At 67.4% G+C, this 21548-nt stretch carries 12 protein-coding genes and 1 pseudogene; 7 read left to right on the top strand and 6 right to left on the bottom strand.

The window, feature by feature from the left end:
• The first annotated feature begins 693 nt into the window (after positions 1 to 693).
• The 3 genes from ACZ6D7_RS38175 to ACZ6D7_RS38185 all read left to right on the top strand — a co-directional run bounded on the left by ACZ6D7_RS38175 (position 694) and on the right by ACZ6D7_RS38185 (position 11520).
• Complete coding sequence (locus ACZ6D7_RS38175; protein WP_469500939.1) at positions 694 to 4335, top strand: laminin G domain-containing protein; 3642 nt, start codon at positions 694 to 696, stop codon at positions 4333 to 4335.
• Between the two features lie 117 nt (positions 4336 to 4452).
• A complete protein-coding gene (locus tag ACZ6D7_RS38180) occupies positions 4453 to 11031 on the top strand; it encodes an RHS repeat-associated core domain-containing protein (RefSeq protein ID WP_469501069.1) in 6579 nt (2192 codons plus the stop codon).
• Positions 11032 to 11106: 75 nt separating this feature from the next.
• Positions 11107 to 11520 (top strand): DUF7919 family protein, encoded by a 414-nt coding sequence (locus tag ACZ6D7_RS38185; RefSeq protein ID WP_469500943.1) that lies wholly within the window; start codon positions 11107 to 11109, stop codon positions 11518 to 11520.
• A gap of 425 nt (positions 11521 to 11945) precedes the next feature.
• On the opposite strand, the gene ACZ6D7_RS38190 is transcribed toward ACZ6D7_RS38185, so the two are convergent.
• The 6 genes from ACZ6D7_RS38190 to ACZ6D7_RS38215 all read right to left on the bottom strand — a co-directional run bounded on the left by ACZ6D7_RS38190 (position 11946) and on the right by ACZ6D7_RS38215 (position 17258).
• Positions 11946 to 12299 carry a hypothetical protein gene (locus ACZ6D7_RS38190; protein WP_469500945.1) on the bottom strand — a complete coding sequence of 118 codons (354 nt, stop codon included), beginning with the start codon at positions 12297 to 12299 and terminating at the stop codon, positions 11946 to 11948.
• A gap of 53 nt (positions 12300 to 12352) precedes the next feature.
• Positions 12353 to 13027 carry a hypothetical protein gene (locus tag ACZ6D7_RS38195; RefSeq protein ID WP_469500947.1) on the bottom strand — a complete coding sequence of 225 codons (675 nt, stop codon included), beginning with the start codon at positions 13025 to 13027 and terminating at the stop codon, positions 12353 to 12355.
• A 92-nt stretch (positions 13028 to 13119) separates the two neighbouring features.
• A complete protein-coding gene (locus ACZ6D7_RS38200; protein WP_469500949.1) occupies positions 13120 to 15132 on the bottom strand; it encodes a hypothetical protein in 2013 nt (670 codons plus the stop codon).
• Positions 15129 to 15977 carry a hypothetical protein gene (locus ACZ6D7_RS38205; protein WP_469500951.1) on the bottom strand — a complete coding sequence of 283 codons (849 nt, stop codon included), beginning with the start codon at positions 15975 to 15977 and terminating at the stop codon, positions 15129 to 15131. The genes ACZ6D7_RS38200 and ACZ6D7_RS38205 overlap by 4 nt, the downstream gene beginning before the upstream one ends.
• A gap of 81 nt (positions 15978 to 16058) precedes the next feature.
• Positions 16059 to 16694 (bottom strand): Crp/Fnr family transcriptional regulator, encoded by a 636-nt coding sequence (locus ACZ6D7_RS38210; protein WP_469501073.1) that lies wholly within the window; start codon positions 16692 to 16694, stop codon positions 16059 to 16061.
• 63 nt (positions 16695 to 16757) lie between these two features.
• Positions 16758 to 17258, bottom strand: coding sequence for a Pycsar system effector family protein (locus tag ACZ6D7_RS38215; protein WP_469500953.1), 501 nt, complete (start codon positions 17256 to 17258; stop codon positions 16758 to 16760).
• 1317 nt (positions 17259 to 18575) lie between these two features.
• Between ACZ6D7_RS38215 and mobF the strand changes: the two are divergent.
• From mobF to ACZ6D7_RS38235, 4 genes and pseudogenes are all read left to right on the top strand, one after another.
• Positions 18576 to 19624 (top strand): annotated as a pseudogene (gene mobF / locus ACZ6D7_RS38220) (MobF family relaxase); the annotation flags it as partial.
• 472 nt (positions 19625 to 20096) lie between these two features.
• On the top strand, positions 20097 to 20633 hold the full coding sequence (locus ACZ6D7_RS38225) for a hypothetical protein (RefSeq protein ID WP_469501087.1): 537 nt from the start codon (positions 20097 to 20099) through the stop codon (positions 20631 to 20633).
• A gap of 316 nt (positions 20634 to 20949) precedes the next feature.
• Entirely contained in the window at positions 20950 to 21147 is a 198-nt protein-coding gene (locus ACZ6D7_RS38230; protein WP_469500955.1) for a hypothetical protein, read from the top strand.
• Positions 21148 to 21222: 75 nt separating this feature from the next.
• The gene (locus ACZ6D7_RS38235) at positions 21223 to 21537 is read left to right on the top strand and encodes a hypothetical protein (RefSeq protein ID WP_469501090.1); all 315 of its coding nucleotides are present in this window, start codon (positions 21223 to 21225) and stop codon (positions 21535 to 21537) included.
• The last annotated feature ends 11 nt before the right edge of the window (positions 21538 to 21548 follow it).

Raw genomic sequence — 21548 nt, forward strand, 5'->3', positions numbered from 1 at the left:
GCACGCCTGAGGAACGGCCACGAACGAACTCCGCAGCCGGACACGGCAGCTCGCTGCGTCGAGTGACAGACCTGCTGGGAGCCGTCAGCCGGGGAAGTTTCGTGGTCGTGATCGGCTGTCCTTCGGCTCTTCGAGCAGCAGGGCGTGTTCCGTGTGCCGGGGAGATCGACGTGCTCGAGGCCTGGACTTGCTGCGCTCGACGGCCGGGGTGGTGCTCGCCTGCACGGAGTGCGGTGTGGCCGTCGCCCTGGACCCGCTGCTGTAGCAGCCTGCGCCGTGCAGGGTGCCGGGCGTGGACTCCGCATTGTTGGAACCCCCGTTCGTAGTTGACCGCCGTGTCGGGCAGGTCTCCACCAGGTGGGTCAGGGCGTCACGCGCGGCAGCGGCCACCGGAGGGGTGCTGCAGGGATCCCGGTCTGCGTGCCGGTCGTTCTTGGTGTGCCGACGAGTGCTGGGCCCGGGTCGGTGTGGTGCTGCGAGACAAGCTTGCACGGGTGCGCCTGGGGTCGCATTTGAGCCAGGAGTGAGCCAGGGGTCAGCTGCGTTGGGTGATGATCCTTGACTCCTTGTGAGCATGCGGTTTGAATGCGGGGACATTTGAAGATTTCGTGACTCTGGGGGCGGGGCTCAGTGTTGTTGGAACGGGGTGGCAGGGAAACTGACTTATGTCATGGGCATGGCTGCTTGTGGAGAGTGAAAGCCGCAGCGGCGGTGTTCGCTGTTCTGGCAACGCTGCTTGTGGTGCCGCAAACCGCTTCTGCGGTTCCCGCAGACCTGGTCCCCACGGGTCCGACCGAAGCTCAACAGGCGTTGGCCGAGGCGCGGGAATCCGGTCAGCGTGTGGAGGTGGTGGGGGAGCGCACGGACCGGACGACGGTTTATGCCAACCTCGACGGTGTCACTTTCACGCTGGAGCAGTCGGTGATTCCGGTACGGGTGGCCAAGCCTGGTGGTGGCTGGCAAGCTCCGGACGCGACCCTGGAGAAGCGATCGGACGGTTCCGTGGGGCCCAAGGCCTCCGCCGTGGCCATCGACTTCTCGGCGGGTGGTGACAAGGAACCCCTGGCCTCGATCGAGGATCAGGGCAGGTCGCTGGAGTTGGAGTGGCCTGGCAAGCTGCCCGCTCCGCGGTTGGACGGCCCGAGCGCTGTGTACGCCGATGTCCTCCCCGGCGTCGACCTTCAGGTGACTGCGACGCCCGAGAGCTTCCAGCCGGTGTTCGTCGTGAAGACGCCTGAGGCGGCGGCGAACGAGGAACTGAAGAAGCTCACCTTCGGACTCAAGGCCCAGGGCCTGGACGTCCATGAGGGCGCGGCGGGCAACCTCCTGGCTGTCGACGGCAGCGGCCTCACGGTGTTCAAGTCGCCGCCGGCGCGGATGTGGGACTCGGCGGGCGGGGCGTCCGGCACGCAGACGCAGGTGATGCGGGCCGAGGTGGTCGCCGGGGATCCGGTGGAGCCCACCGCACCTGCCGACCCTGCCGAGCTGGCGCCGTCCGGCTCGGGTCTGGAGCCCGGCCAGGGGGACAAGGTCGCCAAGATGGACGTCGTCGTCACCAAGGACTCGCTCTCGGTCGTTCCGGACGCGGTGATGCTCGGCAAGACGGATGCCGACGCCTTCCCGCTCTTCATCGACCCGACCGTGACCTGGGGTGAGTCGGAGCGGACGCTGCTGCGCAGCGACGGCTACGAGTCCTACGGCTGGGGCAACGGCGACGACGACCAGGGCAAGGGCGCGGGCAAGTGCGGTGCCTGGAACGGCTACTACTGCGGTCCGGGATACGTGCAGAAGCTGTACTTCGAGTTCTCGCCAGCCAGCCTGAAGGGCAAGCAAGTTCTGGACGCCACGTTCCGTGTGACCGAGCCGTGGGCGTTCCAGTGCGACCCACGCTGGGTGGACCTGGTCCGCACGAACAACGTCTCCTCGGCTACCACCTGGTCGTCGCGGCCCAAGGAACTGGACCTGATGGTGGACCGGAACGTCTCCGCCGGGCGCGGCTCGCTGTGCGATCCGGACTCCCCGAACGCACCGATCGAGTTCAACGACAACCCGGAGGAGACGAACGAGAACCTCACTTCAACGGTGGAGAACTTCGCGGCGGGAGACTTCTCCCGCCTCACACTGGAGCTCAAGGCGCACGACGAGTCGGATGCGGCAGCCTGGAAGCGGTTCCGCAACGATGCCGTGCTCGCCGTGAAGTACGTGGCCCGGCCTGCCTTGCCGACCCAGGTCGGCCTCATCGCCGGCAAGAGCTATGTGTGCTCGACCAAGTCGGGCAGCCCGAGCGTGGTGTCCTCCCCCACCCCGACTGCACAGGGACGGCCGCGTACCGCCGCCGGCGGGGAGTCGGCGGCGTACCTGAGGATCCGGTGGCGTACGGAGAAATACAACGGCTCGACGTGGACCGTCGCTCACACCGATCTCGACAGCCCCACCGCAGGCTTTGACGGGCATCTCTCTTACCAGAAGCGAGTTCTGCCCGCTCTCCAAGAGGGCGTGCTCTATCGCCTGAAGGCGCTGACTCTGTCCTACGACGAGAAGGGCGACAATCGCCTGAACACCGGATACACCACGCCGTGCTACTTCAAAGTCGACCCGACGGCCCCCCAGGCACCACAGGTGACCTTCGGGGCGCCCTACACGGAGTGCGAGACCAACGACTGCGCGGCACATGGAGGTCCGGGCGAGTCAGGCACCTTCACCTTCGCAGCAGCGGAAGCGGACAAGGGCACCGTCGTCGCGTTCCAGTACAAGCTGTCCTCGGAAGACGAGTGGTCGGGTGATGAACCTGTCTCGTCCATGCCGGTGAGGATCACACCTCAACGCTCCGGAACGCACAGTCTGTACGTGCGAGCCAAGGACAACGTCGGTAGTGGCCGCTATGGGGCAGAAACCGTGGCCGATTTCCTGGTGGCCGCCAAAGGGCCGGTCGGGCAGTGGCACTTCGACGAGACGAGTGGTCCGGCGGTGGACTCCGCGTCCGCTGAGGACGGGGCACGTCAAGATGCCACGTTGGGTGCAGGCGCGGCCCGTGACGATCGTGGCCGCAGAGGCCTGATGACTCGGGACGCCCAGGGCCAGCCGCTGGCCACACCGGTGACCGACCAGGGTCTCTCGCTCGACGGCACCGGCGCCTACGCGGCGACGAGCGGTCCAGTTCTGGAAACCCGCTCGGCCTATACCGTCTCGGCCTGGGCCAGGCTGAACAACAAGGACCGCGACAGCGTCGTGCTCTCGCAGGACGGCCAAAACTACAGCGCCTTTCTCATGTGGTACGAGTCGAGTTACGACTCCTGGGTGTTCGGCGTGAAGGAGAAGGACGAAGACACCGGCGCCGCGTACTACGGGGTGGTCGCGAAGGTGCCGGCAACGGCTGGAGCATGGACGCACTTGGCGGGCAGCTACGACCCAGCGACCGGGGCGCTGAAGTTCTACGTGAATGGTGTGCTGCAAGATACGCGCACCGCATCTGCCGTCTGGTCCGCCACGGGTCCGTTCAACATGGGCCGGTATCTGTGGGCCGGGAAGCGTTACTGGGCCTTCAACGGCTCCATCGACGAGGTGACCGCATGGCAGAGCGCGCTGCCTGCTGCAGCCATTGCGGAAGAGGCTCGCCTGCTGACATCGGACACGTACGCGGGCGTGGAGTTGGTCGCCGACTGGTCGGCTGGCCGCGGCAGTGGCACGACGATTGCGGACAAGACCTCCCGCTATGAGAGGTCACTGACTCTCAGCGGAGGCGCATCGCTGGACGGAGAGTCGATCGTGCTGGACGGCGTTGACGACGCGGCCACCGCGGACAGGCCACTCGTGGACGACACCGGGGCGTTCACAGTCACCACTCTGGTGTCCCTGAACGGTGACGAACTGAAGGACAAGAATGTCGGCTACACCGGACAGGTCCTCGGTCAGCGGACGGCGGACGGGTCGTCTTGGGGCTTGTGGTTCCACCTGACGGAGAAGAAGTCCGCATGGGACCCGGAAGCCGAGGAGGAGAAGACCGTGCCGATCGGCTATTGGCTGTTCGGCAGGCTCGACGCGTCCGGAAACTTCAGTGCTGTCTCCTCCAGCAGAGAGGCACGGATGGATGGCTCTGCTCGGCTGACGGGGGTCTTCGACGCCCCGAGAGGAACCATCAGCCTTTATGTGGGCCACGAGCAAAACGGTGATGCCCAAGTCTTCACTGCGAAGGCCGGCTCAGGCGAATTTGCCGTCGGTAGGGGCTTCACCGGCAACACCTGGCAGCACTTTCTGCCTGCTCGGATCGCAGAGATACGCCTCTGGGCCGGCGCGATGGCCGGCCCTGACCAGGTCGAGGAGACCGTGGGCGACTGAACCGGCGGTGGTGGGGGCAGTTGTTGGCGCCGCTACCTCCACTTACGAGCTCTGCAGACACGGCGGTCTGCGCATGACTTGCTGAACGCTTTTTCATGGGACTGGGTGGGGCAGAACATGGTCTTTGGCATAGGCACCTCAAAAGGGCGTCGGGGTGCGACGCGGCGCCGTGCTGGGCGGCTGCTCGTTCAGTTGCTAAGCCTGGCACTTGTCGTGCCCCTGGGAGCGCAGGTCGCGCAGGCCGCCGAACCTGGTGGCCTGGGACGCCCAGACGATCCCACGACCAGAGTGAGCAAGGTCGAAGAGTTCGACGGACCTGGTGCGAAGAAGGCACGGCAGCAGGTTGCCGAGGACAAGAAGGCCAACAAAGCCCAGGCCGAGCGTGCCCGGACGGAGCAGAGGGCCGCCTGGCCCAGCAGGGGCGAGGCAACGCTCGGTCTCGCCGCCGGAAAAGAAGCGGTTGCCCAGCCGGGCGGCATCCCAGTCACCGTTGCTCCGAAGCCTGGTGGCAAGGCCACGGCGGCCGGCAAGGCCCACGTCACGGTGCTCGACCAGAAGACCGCCCGCGCAGCAGGAATCACGGGTGTGCTACTTACTGCCGATGCGGCGACCGCAGGCGACGCAGAAGTGAGCGTCGACTACAGCGCATTCGCCTCGGCGGTGGGCGGTGGCTGGTCCCAGCGCCTGCGACTCGTCCAGCTGCCCGCATGTGCCCTCACAACCCCGGACAAGGACGAGTGCCGCACCCAGCGCCCGCTGGCCTCTGACAATGACCTCGGGCAGCGGACAGTTTCGGCGAGAGCCCACCTTGCCGGGTCTGGCGACGGCCGGTCCGCACAGCTCCTGCCAGAAACGGTGGGCAGCACCACTCCGAGGGTCACCGTGCTCGCTGTCACCGCCACGGCAACCGGGTCCGGACAGTCACCCAAGGGCACCGGAAACCACTCGGCCACGCCCCTGTCCGAGTCCTCGTCCTGGCAGGCGGGTGGCAGCTCGGGCTCCTTCACCTGGTCCTACGACTTCACGATGCCCCCCGCCGCGGCAGGCCCGGTTCCACCGCTGTCGCTGTCATACGACTCGGGCAGCGTCGACGGCCGCACCGCCACGACCAACAATCAGGGCACGTCCGTCGGTGAAGGCTTCACGATCACCGAGTCCTACATCGAACGCACCTATGGCTCATGCGACGACGACGGCCACGACGACGTCTTCGACCTCTGCTGGAAGTACGACAACGCGCGTCTGGTGCTCAACGGAAAGTCCACGCGCCTGGTCAAGGACGGCAACGACGGCCGATGGCGGCTGGAGAACGACGACGCCTCCAAGGTGACGCGGTCCACCGGCGCGGACAACGGTGACGACGACGGTGAGTACTGGACCGTCATCACGGGCAACGGCACCAAGTACGCGTTCGGCCTGAACAAGCTCGACGGAGCGGACACCCAGCGCACCAGCTCCGTCTCCACGGTTCCCGTGTTCGGCGACGACTCGGGCGAGCCCGGCTATTCAGCGGGTGACGCCTTCGGGGACCGGGCCCTCACACAGGGCTGGAGGTGGAACCTCGACTACATCGAAGACACCAACGGCAACGCGGCCACCTACTGGTACGCGAAGGAATCCAACTACTACAAGAAGAACAAGTCGGAGACCGCCAGCACGGCCTACACACGCGGCGGGTACATCGAGCGCATCGAGTACGGTCTGCGCAAGGGAGCGCTGTTCACCGACAAGGCGGACGCCAAGGTCACCTTCGGCTACGCCGAGCGCTGCACCGCTTCAGACTGCTCCAGCCTGACCGAGGACACGTCCGAGAAATGGCCGGATGTCCCCTTCGACGCCATCTGCTCCAAGGACGACGACGAGTGCGACTCGGCCGGCCCGGCCTTCTTCTCCCGCAAGCGACTGACCGGAATCGACACCGTTTCGTACAACGCCACCAGCGGCGCGGACGACGCGGTGGACTCCTGGGACCTGACCGAGGAGTACCTCGACGGCGGAGACATCGGCGACAGCTCCGACCAGGTACTGACCCTGAAGTCGCTCAAAAGGACCGCCAAAGCGGGCGACAACATCGCCATGAACCCGATCTTGTTCACCTACCAGATGCGACCCAACCGCGTTGACGCCACTGACGACATCCTGCCCCTGACCCGGCCCCGGATCAGCAGCATCATCTCGGAGACCGGCGCGATCACCCGGGTGACCTTGTCGGGCGAGGAATGCGTGCGCAGCGAGGTACTGGGCGCGTCCCCAGACACCAACACCCGCTCCTGCTATCCCCAGTTCTGGCACATCAACGGCTCCGCAGACGCCTCGATCGACTGGTTCCACAAGTACCGCGTCCTGGCAGTCGCCGTCTCCGACCCGTCCACCTCCAACGAGTCCGTCGAACATGCCTACTCCTACAGCGGAGCCGCCTGGCACCACAGCGACGACCCGTTCACGAAGAAGGACGAGCGGACCTGGTCCGACTGGCGTGGCTACCGCCAGATCACGGAGTGGACCGGAGCGACGGACGTCACCCGCTCCAGGACCGTCTCCCTCTACCTCCAGGGCATGAACGGCGACAAGAACCAGGACGGCACAGCCAAATCCGTCTCCCTCGCCCCCTTGGCCACGCCCGCCCTCGGAACGGCTTCACTCACCGACAAGGGCGAATACGCGGGACAACTGCGCCAACAGGTCACCTACGACGGCTCCACCGCAATCTCGGCAACCGTGAACGACCCCTGGTCACAGGAGACAGCCCGGCAGACACCACCGGGCGCAGGCGACCACGTCGCCCACTACGCACGCACCGAGAAGACACGCACCTACACCTACCTGACTGCAACCCAGACATGGCGCGAGCGACTGACGAGCACGTCCTTCGACAGCTACGGCATGCCCGTCAGAGTCGAGGACTCCGGCCAGATCGGCAAGGCATCGGACGAGACCTGCACTCGCACCTGGTACGCCCGCAACACCGACCTCGGCCTCACGAGTCTGGTCTCCCGCACCCGAACGGTGGCCCGCACCTGCGCGACCGCAGACTGGGCGACCATTCTGCCCGCGACGATGGATCCGGCCAATCCCACCCGAGGCGACGTACTCGCCGACGTCGGCACGGTCTATGACACTGCGAACGCCACGACGTGGTCGGCCACCCAGAAGCCCACCAAGGGCCGGATCACCTGGACGGGCCGCGCGACCGGCTACGCGACCACTGCCGACGCTGACGGAGAACGGATCCCCAACGGCTGGCAGAAGGCATCTGCCACCAACTACGACGACCTGGGCCGCCCCGTGAGCGTCAGTGACGCCTCGGGCAACCCTCCGACCACCACCACATACACTCCCGCCGACGCGGGCCCACTGACACGGACGATCGTCAGTAACGCCAAGCAGTACAAGACGATCACCTACCTCGAGCCGCGCCGCGGCTTGTCCCTGCGCACCTACGACGCCAACAGCAAGAAGACCGAGCTGACGTACGACGCCCTCGGCCGACTCACTCAGGTCTGGCTGCCGAACCGCTCGAGCGGCAGCCAGGCACCGAACATGAGGTTCGCCTACCGCCTCGAGGACACCAAACCGTCCTGGGTATCAACCGCGACCCTGAAGAAGGACGGCACTACCTACAACACCACCTACGCACTGTACGACTCGCTGCTGCGCCCCTTGCAGACCCAGTCGCCCACCCCTCAAGGCGGGCGAATGCTGACCGACACGCGCTACGACACCCGCGGCCTGGCCTTCGAGACCTACGCCAACATCTTCGACACCAGCAGCACACCCAACCGCACCTACACACGTGCCGAGTTCGGCGAGGCTCCCAGCCAGACCGGAACCGTATTCGACGGCTCAGGCCGGCCCAAGGCCAGCAGCCAGTACGTCTTCGGCGTCAAGAAGTGGACCACCACGACCGAATACACCGGTGACTCAGTTGCCACGACGGCTCTGGACGGTGGCTCCGCCAAGCGCACGATCACCGACGTACGCGGTCAGACGACGGAAACCCGCGAGTACACGAGCACGAGTGCGGCCGACGCCGACTTCGGCACCACTCCTGGTGCTTCATACGCGTCCACCGAATTCGCCTTCACCTTGGACGGCAAGCAGGAAACGATCACCGGACCAGACGGTGCCAAATGGTCCTACAGCTATGACCTGTTCGGCCGCCAGGCCCGCAGCACAGACCCCGACAAGGGGACGTCGGCCACCGAGTTCGACGCCCTGGACCGCCCCGTCAAGACAACGGATGCACAGGGCACCTCGATTCTCACCGCGTACGACGAACTGGGCCGCATCACCGGAACCTGGAAGGGCTCCAGATCGGATGCCACCCAGCTCACCAGCTACGCATACGACAGCCTCCTCAAAGGCCAGCCCACCTCATCCACCCGCTATGTCGACGGCAAAGCAGGCGCGGCGTACACGCAGGCCATCACCGCCTACGACAGCCTCGACCGTGCGACGGGCACCGAGCTGCGACTGCCGGCGAGCGACCCGTTCGTGAAGGCCGGAGCACCGGCCACACTGGCGTACGAGGCCGCCTACAACATCGACGGCACCCAGAACCAGATCCGCGAGCCCGCCATAGGCGGCCTGCCGTCGGAGATCGTCGCCTACGGATACGACGGCCTGGGCGACCTGACCTCCATCGGTGGTGCGACCGGATACCTGCTGGACGTCTCGTACACGGAGCTCGCACAGCCGGGCATACTGACGCTCGGCACGGGAGGCAACGGCAACAAGAGCTTCTACGTCAAGAACGACTACGAAGCGGGCACAGGGCGCCTGACACGCAGTCACGTCACGGATCAGACACATGCGTACATGCTGCAGGACCTCAACTACGCCTACGACCAGACCGGCAACGTCACCGCGATCAGTGACCCAGCCACCCTGGGCGGTGCCAGCTCGGCAGACACCCAGTGCTTCACCTACGACGGTCGCCAGCGTCTCGTGGAAGCGTGGACTCCTTCCTCACAGAAGTGCTCCGACGTAAAGAGCGCGTCCGCGCTCGCCGGACCCGCCCCGTACTGGACGGGCTACGAGTACAGCAAGGCAGGCCAGCGGACCAGCGAAACGGTCCACAAGAGCACCGGCGACACGAAGACGACGTACTGCTACCCCAGCACTCTCACCACCCAGCCACACACACTGACCGGCACCTCGACCAAGGCCGACTGCGCCAACCCTGAGCGCTCCTACACCTACTCCTCGACGGGCAACGCCCGGGAGCGTCCGGGTGAGACCGGCACCCAGACACTGGAGTGGTCGCCCGAAGGCAAGCTGAGCAAGCTCACGGAGAAGGGGACTTCGACCGACTACCTGTACTCCGCCGACGGCGCCCTGCTGATCCGCAACACCCAGAACGGCGAGCGGATTCTGTATTCCGGTGCCACCGAACTCCACCTCCGCGCCGACGGCACCACCTGGGCCCAGCGTCACTACAGAGCCGGCGACATCACGGCCGCGTTCCGTTCCAACGAGGCAGGCACCAACAAGCTCACCTACCTCACCGGCGACCATCACGGCACCTCCACGCTGGCACTCAACCCCGACGCCAATCAGACCTTCACCAAGCGCCGCACAACCCCGTTCGGCGAGGATCGAGGCAATCCGCAGTACGGGCCCTGGCCCGACGACAAGGGCTTCCTGGGTAAGGCGCGGGATACCACTACCGGCCTTACTCATATCGGCGCGCGTGAATACGATCCGGGAATTGGCCAGTTCATCAGTGTCGACCCGATTTTGGACGCTGCAGACCCCCAGACACTTAATGGTTACAGCTATGCCGGCAATAATCCTGTTACTTTCAGCGACCCTAGTGGTGAAATTCGGGTTGAACAGGATGGAAATCAGTGCAGCGGCGGCTGGCAGGAGTGCGGACCGAAGACCACGAGCCCTAGCTTCAATGGGCCGGTCAGTAGTGGTACCTACGGCGGCAGCGGGAACGGCGGGAGCAGCGGGAAGGGCGGGAACGGCGCCGAGGTCAACGGGAAGGGTAAAGGAGACTGTGCTTCCTGGGGTTTCCTGTCCAGTGCCTGTTCTGCTGTCGGTGAAGTGTTTTACGGACTGGTCAGCAACGTTCCGCACACCGCAGAATACGCGGGATGGATTTTCGACGGTGATTGCCGTGGAGGAGGAGGGCCGGGGGCACCTGGGTGTGACTACGGCGCGCAGTTCGATAACTGGGTTGCTGGTTACGGCTACGACGTCACCAGCGACTCCTACCAGGTTCCCAGTTTCATCGCAGCTATGCTCAGCCACGGGGCGGGTTCCGGAGCCAGGGGGAAACCATCTATTGGAGGTCTTCGTGCCTATGGCCCTGGCGTAGGCCCTGCATCGAATAGAAGGGTCGGTGAAAACAGCAACGGGGAAACGGTCTTCGCTGGCCATGGCCGATGGAACTTTTGGAATGGGTGGACCACGGTGCCAGAAGGGACGCAGTTGGTGATGTATTCCAAGCATGGATACACGATATCGGACGGGCTGGGACTCTCCATTGAGCGAGGGAAGCCGTTGCTGCCGCCAGTTCAGATCTATAAGTCCGGGCAGCGCATACCCAACTACACGCTTTATAAATCCGAGAACTTGAGAGTGCTCAGTGGTTCTGTGACCGTGGATCGCGCTCATACGTTGAGTACGCTTCTTCGGCCGAATATGGGAACCTGTCACTGGGCTGCATGCAGAGGGCCTAAGGAGTGAGCTGATTTTGATGTAGAGTTTGCTCGGGCGGAGCTGGCGGGCTCCATTGGAATCGTCTCATTGAGGAGTGAGAGGTTGGCTTACTATCGTGATCTGACGCCCTACTCCTATTCTTTCGAGCGGGTGAGAGGGGCCTCGAGCGAAGAAGTGAGAGGGGCTCTCAATGTGGGCTGGCTGAGTCGGCGCAACCTGTTCTTCTCTCGTGGCCAGATTCCTCTGGCCGCTGTCGATCGCCTGAAGGGACTGGCACTTCAATTTTTTGGGCAGACAAGGGGATATCATTCATGCCCATTCTGTCCCTTTCGCCCCTATGGGGGTATTTCGACTGTGATTGATGGTCAGGAAGTCGTTCTCGGTTCGGCGGAGATTGTTGTCCGATCGAAGCAGGGTGTCACGTATGTGGCGCCCAATTTGATCATCCACTACATTGAGAAGCATTCATATCGGCCTCCGCGAGAATTCTTGGATGCTCTCGAGCTTGACGGTTGAAGAGCATTTCATATCGTCGAGGGTGTTTGGTAAGTCGCGCGGTGTCAGCGGATTGGGGCCACGCACGGAGGCGCGTGAGGATCCGCCCGTGGAGTGCGATATGTGTGGACGGGCGATGTGGCGATGGCCGGCTCTGCCAACTGTGTGGGATGGGGAGAACTGGTCCTGTTCCTGGTGCCATGCCGCCACCCATGTGGGTGGCGAGTGATTCGAGGTCTCGCGGCCGCCGTACTCACGCCTGGAGATGCGCTGGGAGAGGGCCGTCGCGGACGGCCTTCCCGCCGGCATCTGCCACGCACTCGGCGAAGCAGGTCCCTGGACGCCTACACCCAGCTGCCGGCCTCCGAACCTGACGTAGCCCAACGGTGCATGGCGCTGGCGTTGAACCACATGGACGGTCTGCACAAGACGGCCTCCGGGCAGGGTCAGGACTGCCTGTCGGCATCAGGTTGGTGGTTGGGCGTCGAGCCGTGCGGTCGGGCGCGTTCTGGAGGCCGGCTCCAGTCGAGGACGTGAAGGCCGGTACTGAGGACGAGTCCGGCCTCCAGCTCCAGGAGTTGGATGGGGGAGCGGTTGTGGCAGTGCAGCCATGCGAGGCGGCGCTGCTGTTCTACCCAGGGGAGTTCGTGCCAGTGGTCGTAGTGGATACCTGGCGGACCGCCAGGGTTCTCACGGGCCCAGGCCCGGACGACTGCGGCCTCGTCGGGCGTGCTGTGCAGGGTGATCAGTGCCCACGCGGTGTCGTACGGCAGTGTCGCCCCGTGCCGGCGTATGAGCATGCGGGTACGGAGTTGGCGTAGGGGGGCCCAAAGCCAGCGTCTGGTCTGGAGATTCATGGGGGCGTGCTCCCGGTCTCGGACAGGCTGCGGAAGTCGGTGGCGGCGCTCATGAGATCGTGGTGACCCAGCGTGGTGAGGGTCTGGATCAGTGCCGTGAGGAAGAGCTCGCGCTGCTGAGAGGTGTGCAGGTCGGTGACGAGCTGGTCGGTGAAGCGGCGGATGTCACCTCGGATGCCGTCGCTTTCGACCTCATGGGGTGGGGGCAGACCCCTCAGCTTGTCTGCCAGGTCGTCGAGGTCGTTGAAGCGCTCGGGGAACTGGGCGATCCACCACACACGGCGCAGATGCGGGTCGGCGAGTATGTGCTGCAGATGCGCAAGACGGTGCAGTTCCTCGGCATGGGCATGGTCTGCCGCCTGCTGCTGATGAGCGTGGTCTTCTGCCAGCGCGCGGTCGCGGGCGGTGACGTCCAGATGCACCGCACCTGCCGCCTCCAGTTCCGGCCCACTGTCAGGACGGGTCCAGTACCCCAGGGCCGCATCGGCGGCATCCCGGGCGGCAGCGAGCTGGAGCACCGAGTGCTGCCGCAGAACACAGGCAGTCTGTCGGCGCAGGTGCTCTCGCGCGACAGCTGCCGGATTGCCGTGTTCCGGAAACTCGGTTCCCTCTGCCCGCCAGGCGCCGTCGATGCGGACGATGAACGCCACGCCGGGGAGATGGCTGTTCATCCGCTCGTCCCGCAGGACGAACGAATGAACAGGCCGGGCTCCGGCCACGGGAGAACGGGGCGGGGCGACTCTGCGGCGCCGCGGCAGGAAACTCACCTCGCTGTCGGGTCACTCTCGCTGCCTGCAGCAGGAGCGGGCGCGGCGGGGAAGGACGTCTGCTCGCCGATCAGCAGGTCGAGCAGCTTCCTGCGGCGCGTGAGTCCCAGGTCGGAGCTGCTGGAGGAGCCCACCAGGAGCTCGGCGGCCCCGGCCTGGCCGAGATGTCCGCGCAGTACCGCGGCCGCCAGCGGCAGGACCTGGTCGTCCGACAAGCTGGCCGAGTCCAGCCAGGCGGCGAGCTGGGCATGGGCTCGCGCGGACGTCGACGGTTCGTTCAAGGCTGCACGCCAGCCGCGGACGAACAGGTCATCGGCCAGTGTGCTGACGGCGCTGCCGACGGGCTCCTGTTGCGTGGGCAGGGGCAGGAGGCTGTCGCCGCTGATGTCGGTCAGCGCCAGAAACGTGCCAGCTCCAGCCGTGGCCGTCGTGCTGCTGGCGGACTCGGCCCAGTCGACTACTTCTGACAGTACAGGGACGCGCTGCTCGGGTGCGCTGGCCAGTATGTGTACCGCATCGGCGACTGCCTCGCGGGCCAGGCTGTCCTGTCGTGAGGCCAGCACGCGCAGCCGGGTCAGAGCCACACGGGGGTATTCCCTGCCGAGCTGGCCGGCGCAGATCTCAGCGACGGCCGTGAGGAGGTCCTTGCTGCTGGTCTTCTGCTGTGCCCACTCGTACAGCAGCCTGCGGACACCGACACCCGTGTCCGGGTGGAGCGCCATCTTCTCCAGAACCTCGATGGCGAGCTGCCGATGGGCCGAGCGGCCGGTGCCGATCCAGCCGGTCACCACACTGCGCACCGTCGAACCGCCGGGCAGCAGTGACAGCTGCACCAGGCAGTCAGCGATGCGCCGCAAGTGACGCACGGCCGTCCCGTTCGGCGCGCTGATCTGCGAGGCCCACTTCAGCAACATGCCGCGCAGTTGCGGGCGCTGCTGCCACACATAGGCCAGGACTGCCTCTGACAAGCCGTGCCGGTCGGCGTCCAGCGAGATGTGCTCGCCGTCCACCAGCGAAGCCTTGACAGTCAGCAGGCGCTGCTCCAGATCGCGGCCGGCCAGCGGACCGCCGGGCGGCAGCACACCACCGACCTCCGCGAAGAGTCGGTCCGCTGCTTCCAGTACGTCCTGCGCGGGAACCATCTCCAGCACGGCCGCCGACACCAGCAGAGCCCGCTCGCGCACGTCCTCCGGTCCCGAGTGCTGCTTGAACCAGTTCGTCAGATGGTCACGCCAGCCGGTGAACTCCTGCTGCACCGCTTCCCGGTCACCGTCGTCGGCGTGGGTGATCAGCCGGGCCAGCCGGGCAGCGTCGGCTGCCGAGGCACCCTTGGTCAGAAGCGTGTCCAGTGGAGGTGAGGCCAGCCAGTCCACCCGGTCGCCTGCGCGATGACGCAGGTGCGCCTCGGCCACCTGTGTCGCCTGCGGGCGCACCAGGTGCACCACCGGCACGGTTGCTGCCGCGCCGGGGTTCCAGCCGTTGGTGTCGGCCAGGATGATCAGGAAGGTGTCCGTGGCTTCCGCTTCCTTCTGGTAGTCGGCAAGCCCGGTGTAGAAGTCCTCGCTCAGCTCTTGGCTGCCGGCCAGATCCAGGATGAAGCCGTGCCCTTTCGTGGCAGGGATCTGTTCGGTCCGCGGCTGGTCCCAGTCCAGAGACAGCCAACGGAGGCGCTCACGCGCCAGTCCCGCCCGGAGCAGCACATGCAGAGCGGCCGTGCGCCGACCACTGCCTGCCTCGCCGCACAGCACCAGCACATGGCTACGTCCGTACGGACGGGTGAGTTTGCTGACCGCCTGCGCCGCATGCCCGGGGTCGGACGGGTCGACGAAGGCATGCTCTGCCAGGTCCAGTTCGGCCGTGTCCACGCTCGTGCCGTGCAGATACTGCCAGCCCCGCACGTAGCGATGAACGTGTTCCTCGTAGTTGCCGCCGACCTGCGTCACCCGGGCGTTGCCCTGGGCTTCGGCCGTCTGCACGGGCGCTGTCCCGGCGCTCTGGGGTACGCTCATGACTGCTCCGGACCGGTGACGTAGTCACGGCCGACCTGCACCAGTCGTGCCTTGCCGCTGGCCTTGCCCTTCTGCCACACCGGTGGCGGACCTTCCTGCTCGCTGGTCCCGGCGTCCGTGACGTCGGGCTGTATCGCCGTGTCGGCGCCCGTCGGCGACGTCGTGCCGTGCCCGGCGGTGAGATAGGGGCTGATGACGGCCGGGACGAGTCCGGGGACGTGAAGCCAGCACGTCTCCTCGAAACCGGCCTTGCCGTCGACGAGGGCCGTCGCCTGCTGGAAGTGGTGCACATCCAGGGATTTGGTGCGGCCCGCGCGGACAGTGCGGCCGAAGACCGTGTCCGAGACCGCCGCCGCCAGGTACAGCCCGTGATCCAGCGCAGCGGTCATGGCTCGACGGACCGCGTTGCTGTCGACGTAGCGGCAGGCGTCATTGGCGGCGTCCCCACGGTGCGCGGAGGACTCGAGCGGACCGACGTGGACGCTCGCCCGCAGCCGAATGGGCGGCGAGCTGGCCAGCCGGGTCTGCTCGCGGCGCGCCAGCGCCTGCGCGAGGTGGCTGAGGAGCGGATCGACCAGCCGGGCCGCATGCCGGGCGGGAAGGACGAAGATCGCCCCGTCGCCACGGTCTTTCACCGCCCGGTCGAGCCTTGAGACATCACCGATTCCACTGTGCGCGAAGACAGTGGACAGGATGTCGTCCAGGTCGGCCCGGGTGGGCGCCATCTTCGCCTCAGGAATCTGGCTGTAGTCCTTCATATCGACCACCAGCAGTGCATGTTCCGGCGGAACATCGTCAGCATCGGGCAGCAATGCGGAGTTCACGGGTGTCAGCCTTTCCGGCACGAAGGAGCAAGTGAGGCCCCATGCTGGCCGCGCTCCGGACGGCGTGGTGCCCAGCAGTGGGCACAGAATCCGTGCTGTGTGTCACCTCTCGGCATACGCGTGAGACCGGATGGACACGATGTCCCGGACGACCAGCCCGCCGGCGGCCTCCGTCGCGAGCCACCCCCGCTCACGCCAGGGCCTCAGAGCTGCTCCCACGGCATTGCGGGAAGCGCCGATCATCTGCGACAGCTCCGTCTGCGTCAGACGCACGACATACTCGGTGCCTGACACGGACGCAGCCTGCAGCAGCCGGCCCAGCGCTGACGCAAGACGCACCGCCACCGGCGCAGTAGCCATCTCCAGACGCACGGTTTCCGCCTCCCGCACACGGGCGATGGCATGCCGCAACAGGACCGCCAGCAGATCGTGCTTGTCCACGAAGGCCAGGAAGTCAGGAGCCGGAATGATGCGCACACAGCAGGCCTCCGCCGCGATGGCCGACGCCGTGCGCGGCTGGGAGTCCAGCACCGCAAGCTCACCCAGCAACTCACCCGCACCCCGCACCGCCAGCAGCGTCCGCTCCCCGCCTTCACCCGTCAGCGTGACGAGCGTCGACCCGGAATCCAGCAGAATCACATGCGTCCCTGGATCCCCCTGACGCAGCAACACGCTCCGCGCCGGCCGAACTCTCTGCGGAGCGAGGTCCCGCAGTTGCGACCACAACTCCCCACCCATCACCGTGACGTGCGGCTGATACACAGACCCCCCCGATAAAGTGCCCGCCCCGCCCGAATGGTCTCAAGTCAGCATGTAAAGGATCAACAACCCCATTCCAGCCACCGTAAGGGCGGTTGCCACCAGATCCACCGCCACCTGAATTGCCCTAAATTTCCTCCGCGCAAGACCCGCCAGCACCGCCAGCCGCTCCCACTCCACGCGCAACTGCTCCTCGACACCCATTTCAGACAACGACGCAACCAACCGCACCGTCCGCGTTGCCCGATCAGTCGAGAGCAACACCTCCGGCGATTCCGACCGCGGAAGCACCGGCCTAAGAGCCCACAAGGCCGCCCCCACAGCGGCTCCCATCACCACGGAAGCCGAAAGCAGAGTCGCAACCACCACCGCCGGAGCCGTGCCCATGCCAACGACCGTCGCCACACCGGCCGCAAGAAGCCCCCCTGCGACCCCACACACTGCAGTCGCCTTGGCGTCCGCCCGCTGCAGCTCCACGAGCATGTCCGTCACCATGGCCCGCGTCCGCAACATCTGCTGCTCTGCCCCTGCCGCGTCGTCCACTGCCCGCTCCCCTGATTGCCCATGGCCGCGCATGTTCTCTCAGCAGCGACTGTGCCTCGCTTCAGTCGACAGGCGTGCCCACCAACGGGCACTGCACAGGCGTCGTGCGTCACCCACCAGCAACGGGCTGCGGCGGTCGTCGGCAAGGTCCGGCTCGGAGCTGACCAGTTCCTCGTATCGGGTCGGCCATCTGCTTCCGCAGCAGCGCGCTACCGAATCCTGCAACTGCGGCCCGCAACCGGAGCAGCCGCAAGCGCCGGGGGAGCGGCGACCGGTGGGCTGGCGTCCGGCGCCGCACCCCCTCCCGGCCGCCGACCTCCCCAGGACGTCCCTCCTCCGATACCGTTCCCGAGCCCGCCCCGGCCGCCTGGTCTTCACGCCCCAGTCGCCGCAGCTCCTTGACCCGATCCGCCCCCACCCCCAGCCGGCGCCTGCACCCGGCCACCATCTCTCCGGCCTCACCCATTGCCCACACCACCCGCGCCGCATCGATCCGCACCCGCCCTCGCTCCCGCACCCGCCGCACCTCCTCCTCCACCGCGGCGGCCACCGCCCGCTCGTCCTCCACCGCCAGCTCGAAATCCGCCACCAGCTCGTCGAACGCCCGCCTCCCGCCGCAGCCGCTCCGCCTCCGCAGCCGCCCGCCGCTCCCCGGCCACCCGCTGCGCGGCACGCTCCAACGCCGCCTTCCGCCGCGCCAGCACCCCGCTGCTCTTCCCCCTGCCCCTGGCCCGGCTGTCCGCCACCACAAGCCACCTCCCGCGTCGTCCGGGCACCCTGTCGCGGGCCGCGCCCGGCCAGTCTCAGCCACCCCCACACCCGCCAAGGCGGGTGCGCCGTCCGCGTCCCAGGCCGTAACACCCCCGTCGGCGCACCCGGTCCCGCTCACGGGACGACCGGCCGTGCAGGGCGGGGGAGGGGGCCCACGGACAGGAGCGGGTCCAGGCGAGGGGGAGGGTGCCGAGTCCGGGTGCTGGTGGGTGCCGGTGGTGCGTGGGTGCCGCCGGTGCCGGGTCTGTGGTGAGGGCTGGTGACGGTGCGGGTGCGTGGTCGCCTCCCGGTCGCAGGCCGGTTGCCGTACACCTCTGGCACTTTTGACGCTCGGCCGGCCTCGAGGGCCGTTTCCCTCCCTGCGGGACGAGTTGGAAGATTGATTCTCGAGCCCTGGGAGGCTCACGGTTCCACGCCGGTCTGCGCTCGTCCCGGCCTGTTGGGCGGTGATCTTGTGGCGTCGTGGGGATGACATGCAACGCGATCACGGCGGGGCGGGAGCGCTACTACTGGCGCGACATCGCCCTCGGTGACGGTGCGCAGGGCATGGAGCTGACGGTGTCCTCCAGCGTGCCGGGGGTGCCGCCCGGTGTGTGGCACGGGCAGGCGGCCGCTGCTCTGGGGCTGGCCGGCATCGTGAGCGACGCGCAGATGCGGGCCCTGTTCGGGCTCGGCATGCACCCCGACGCCGAGGCGATCGCGGCCCGGGAGTTGGGTGAGGGGGCCTTGCTGAAGCGGGCCGTGAAGGCGGCCCGGCTCGGGCCGGCCGTGCCCCAGCTCGCCGAAGTCTCCCCGCTCGACCGGGAGATCGAGGAGGTCCTCGCCTACGTCGCCGAGCAGCTGTGCCGTCCGCTGACGAACGCGGAGACGAGAGACGTGCGGATGCGGTGCGCGGCACGCGCCTTCGAAGCGGAGTACCACCGGGCGCCGGCGGACGGCGCCGAACTCGGCCGGTTCCTCACCGCCCGGACCGGCCCCCAGCGCCGTGCGGTGACCGGCTACGACCTGACCTTCTCGAACGAGGAACTGTCGCTGCTGTTCGCCCTCGGCGGGCCCGAGGTACGGCGGACCGTCCTGGCCCTGGCCCAGGCCCGCTCGGAGACTCTGGCATGGCTGGAAACGCGCTCGCGGTACGCACCGGCCCGGGCGGCATCGCGCAGCAGCGGGCCCAGCCCGGCCTGCTCGCCACCGTCTACCTTCACTACGAATCCCGTGCCGGCGACCCGATGCTGCACGACGCGGTCATCTCCCCGCGCGTGAAGGGACCGGACGGCCGCTGGCGCAACCTCGACTCGAGGCTCCTGCTGCGCGATGTCGTGGTGGCCAGCGAACTGTTCAACCAGCGCGCCCTCGAACTCGTCTGCTCCCGTCTGGGTCTTGCCGCCGAGGAGGTCGAAGTCACTCCCGGTCGGCGGCCCGTGATGTGCATCGTCGGCATCGACCGGCGTCTTCGCGCCGCGTTCGCGCAGCGGTCCCATGCTGTGCGCACCATGGCGGACACCCTGTTCGACGACTACCGGCGCCGCCACGGCCGCGAGCCGGGCCTGGGCGAACGCACCCGGCTGCAAGGGCGGGCCGCCCTGATGACCCGCCCGCCCAAACGCACAGCCCGCTCCCTCGACGACCTGCTCACCGCGTGGCGGCGCCGGGCGATCGCGGTCACCGACCGCACCACCGTCGACAGCCTGCTGGCCACCGCGCAGGCCGCCGCCGGCCGCCGGCCCGCCCCGCCCGGCCTCGACCTGGCCGCGGCGGCCGAGGAGGTCCTGGCGGCGGTCGCGGAGCGCCGTACGACGTTCCACCGCCGTCACGTGCTGGCCGAGGCGCGCCGCTACCTGATGCGCACCCTGGCCGGGGCCACCGCGCCGCCCAGGGCGGCCGAGGAGATCACCGAGAAGGTGCTCGCCCACGGCGACTGCCTGGACATCACCCCGCCCGAACTCAACCCGCCCCACCCCGACCTCACGCGTGCGGACGGCACCAGCGTCTACCGGCCGATCGGCTCGCAGACCTACACCACGCACTCCCTGCTGGCGGCCGAGGACCGGCTGCTGGCCGCCGCCCCTCATGCCGCCCGACGCCCCCGCCTCGGTCCTGATCGAAGCCGCCCTCAGCCACCTCGACACACCACCGCCCGCCGACCCCCTGCCCGATCACCCGGCCCTGCGCGACCCCCTCGGCGTCACCCCCCTCTCCCACGGCGCCCTGCACGCCCGGACCGCACGGCGCGCCCTGGCCGCCGTCCTCGCCGGCGAACCCCTGCCCGAATCCTGGATGGAGGACATCACCGCACCGGGACAGGACGACGAGGACGAACAACACGCCTACCTCAAGCTCCTCACCGCCGTCGGCGACTACCGGCGCCGCCACCACCGCGCCGGCCCCGACGCCCTTGGCCCGCGCCCCGCAGGCCTCGACGCAGAGGACTGGGACCACCTCACCGACGCGATCGACCTCTACACTCACGCACGCGTCGTACACCGCCTGGAACAGATGCGGGCCCGCACCGACGCCGAACGCGCCACCCTCCTGCCGTCCACCTCACCCCTGCACCCGCCCCCGCCGGACCCCCACCGACCCGACAGTCAGCGCCCGGCCCGCTGAGGACAACACCCCGGCCGCCGTCCGGCTCCGGCACGGGCACCGACGGCTTTGGCCGCGAAGCCTTCGCTGCGAGGAGCCGCCGCCGTCCGGGAACTGCTGCCCTGCCCGCAGCTCACTTCGGGGCGATGGTCCGGAAGGTACGGACAGCGGCACCGTGCGAGTGCCAAGATCGTGACAGTCATCGACCAGCCAGTCAGGAGAGTTGGGTTCAGTGATGTCCCGGTGGATCGTGCTCGTCAGCCCCGTAGGAGGGATCGGCGCTGAGGCGTCCAGCGTTCGTACTGTGGCCGAGTTCGAAGGTAGTGCGCAGGAGGCGATGACGGAGTTCGCAAAGTGGGTGAACACCTATGACCAGGACGTCACGAAGGTCAAGCGGCGCGAGGTGTTCAGGTGCTCGGACCGGTCCTGCTTCGTCCGGGTCACCGGGCGTCTCTCCCGGTTCGAGTACTTCTTCCAGCTTGCCGAGCTGGTGGCCGACACGAAATCCGCTGATCTTCCCGACGTGATCAGCTAGCGGTTGTCCCGTCACTGGCGTGGCACATGGTGCGTTGCCTGTCATGGGCGGGGTGATCTCAGCGGATGATCCGAAGTGGATCGAGCTGTTCTCCGGGCTGACCGAGGTACCGCTCGGCTCCTCACCGCCGTCGGCGACTACCGGCGCCGCGACCACCGCGCCGGCTGCCCCGACCTCCTCGGCCCCCGCCCGCGAGGCCTCGACGCAGAGGACTGGGACCACCTCACCGACGCGATCGACCTCTACACCCACGCACGCGTCGCACACCGCCTGGAACAGATGCGGGCCCGCACCGACGCCGAACGCGCCACCCTCCTGCCGTCCACCTCACCCCTGCACCCGCCCCCGCCGGACCCCCACCGACCCGACAGTCAGCGCCCGGCCCGCTGAGGACAACACCC

The sequence above is a fragment of the Streptomyces sp. NPDC041784 genome (assembly GCF_055591025.1).

Excerpts from the sequence above, each read along its gene's own strand:
- ACZ6D7_RS38180 (WP_469501069.1), top strand. The coding sequence starts at position 4,453 with ATGGTCTTTGGCATAGGCACCTCAAAAGGGCGTCGGGGTGCGACGCGG.
- ACZ6D7_RS38190 (WP_469500945.1), bottom strand. The coding sequence starts at position 12,299 with ATGCTCATACGCCGGCACGGGGCGACACTGCCGTACGACACCGCGTGG.
- ACZ6D7_RS38195 (WP_469500947.1), bottom strand. The coding sequence starts at position 13,027 with ATGAACAGCCATCTCCCCGGCGTGGCGTTCATCGTCCGCATCGACGGC.
- ACZ6D7_RS38200 (WP_469500949.1), bottom strand. The coding sequence starts at position 15,132 with ATGAGCGTACCCCAGAGCGCCGGGACAGCGCCCGTGCAGACGGCCGAA.
- ACZ6D7_RS38210 (WP_469501073.1), bottom strand. The coding sequence starts at position 16,694 with ATGGGTGGGGAGTTGTGGTCGCAACTGCGGGACCTCGCTCCGCAGAGA.
- ACZ6D7_RS38225 (WP_469501087.1), top strand. The coding sequence starts at position 20,097 with ATGCCGCCCGACGCCCCCGCCTCGGTCCTGATCGAAGCCGCCCTCAGC.
- ACZ6D7_RS38230 (WP_469500955.1), top strand. The coding sequence starts at position 20,950 with ATGACGGAGTTCGCAAAGTGGGTGAACACCTATGACCAGGACGTCACG.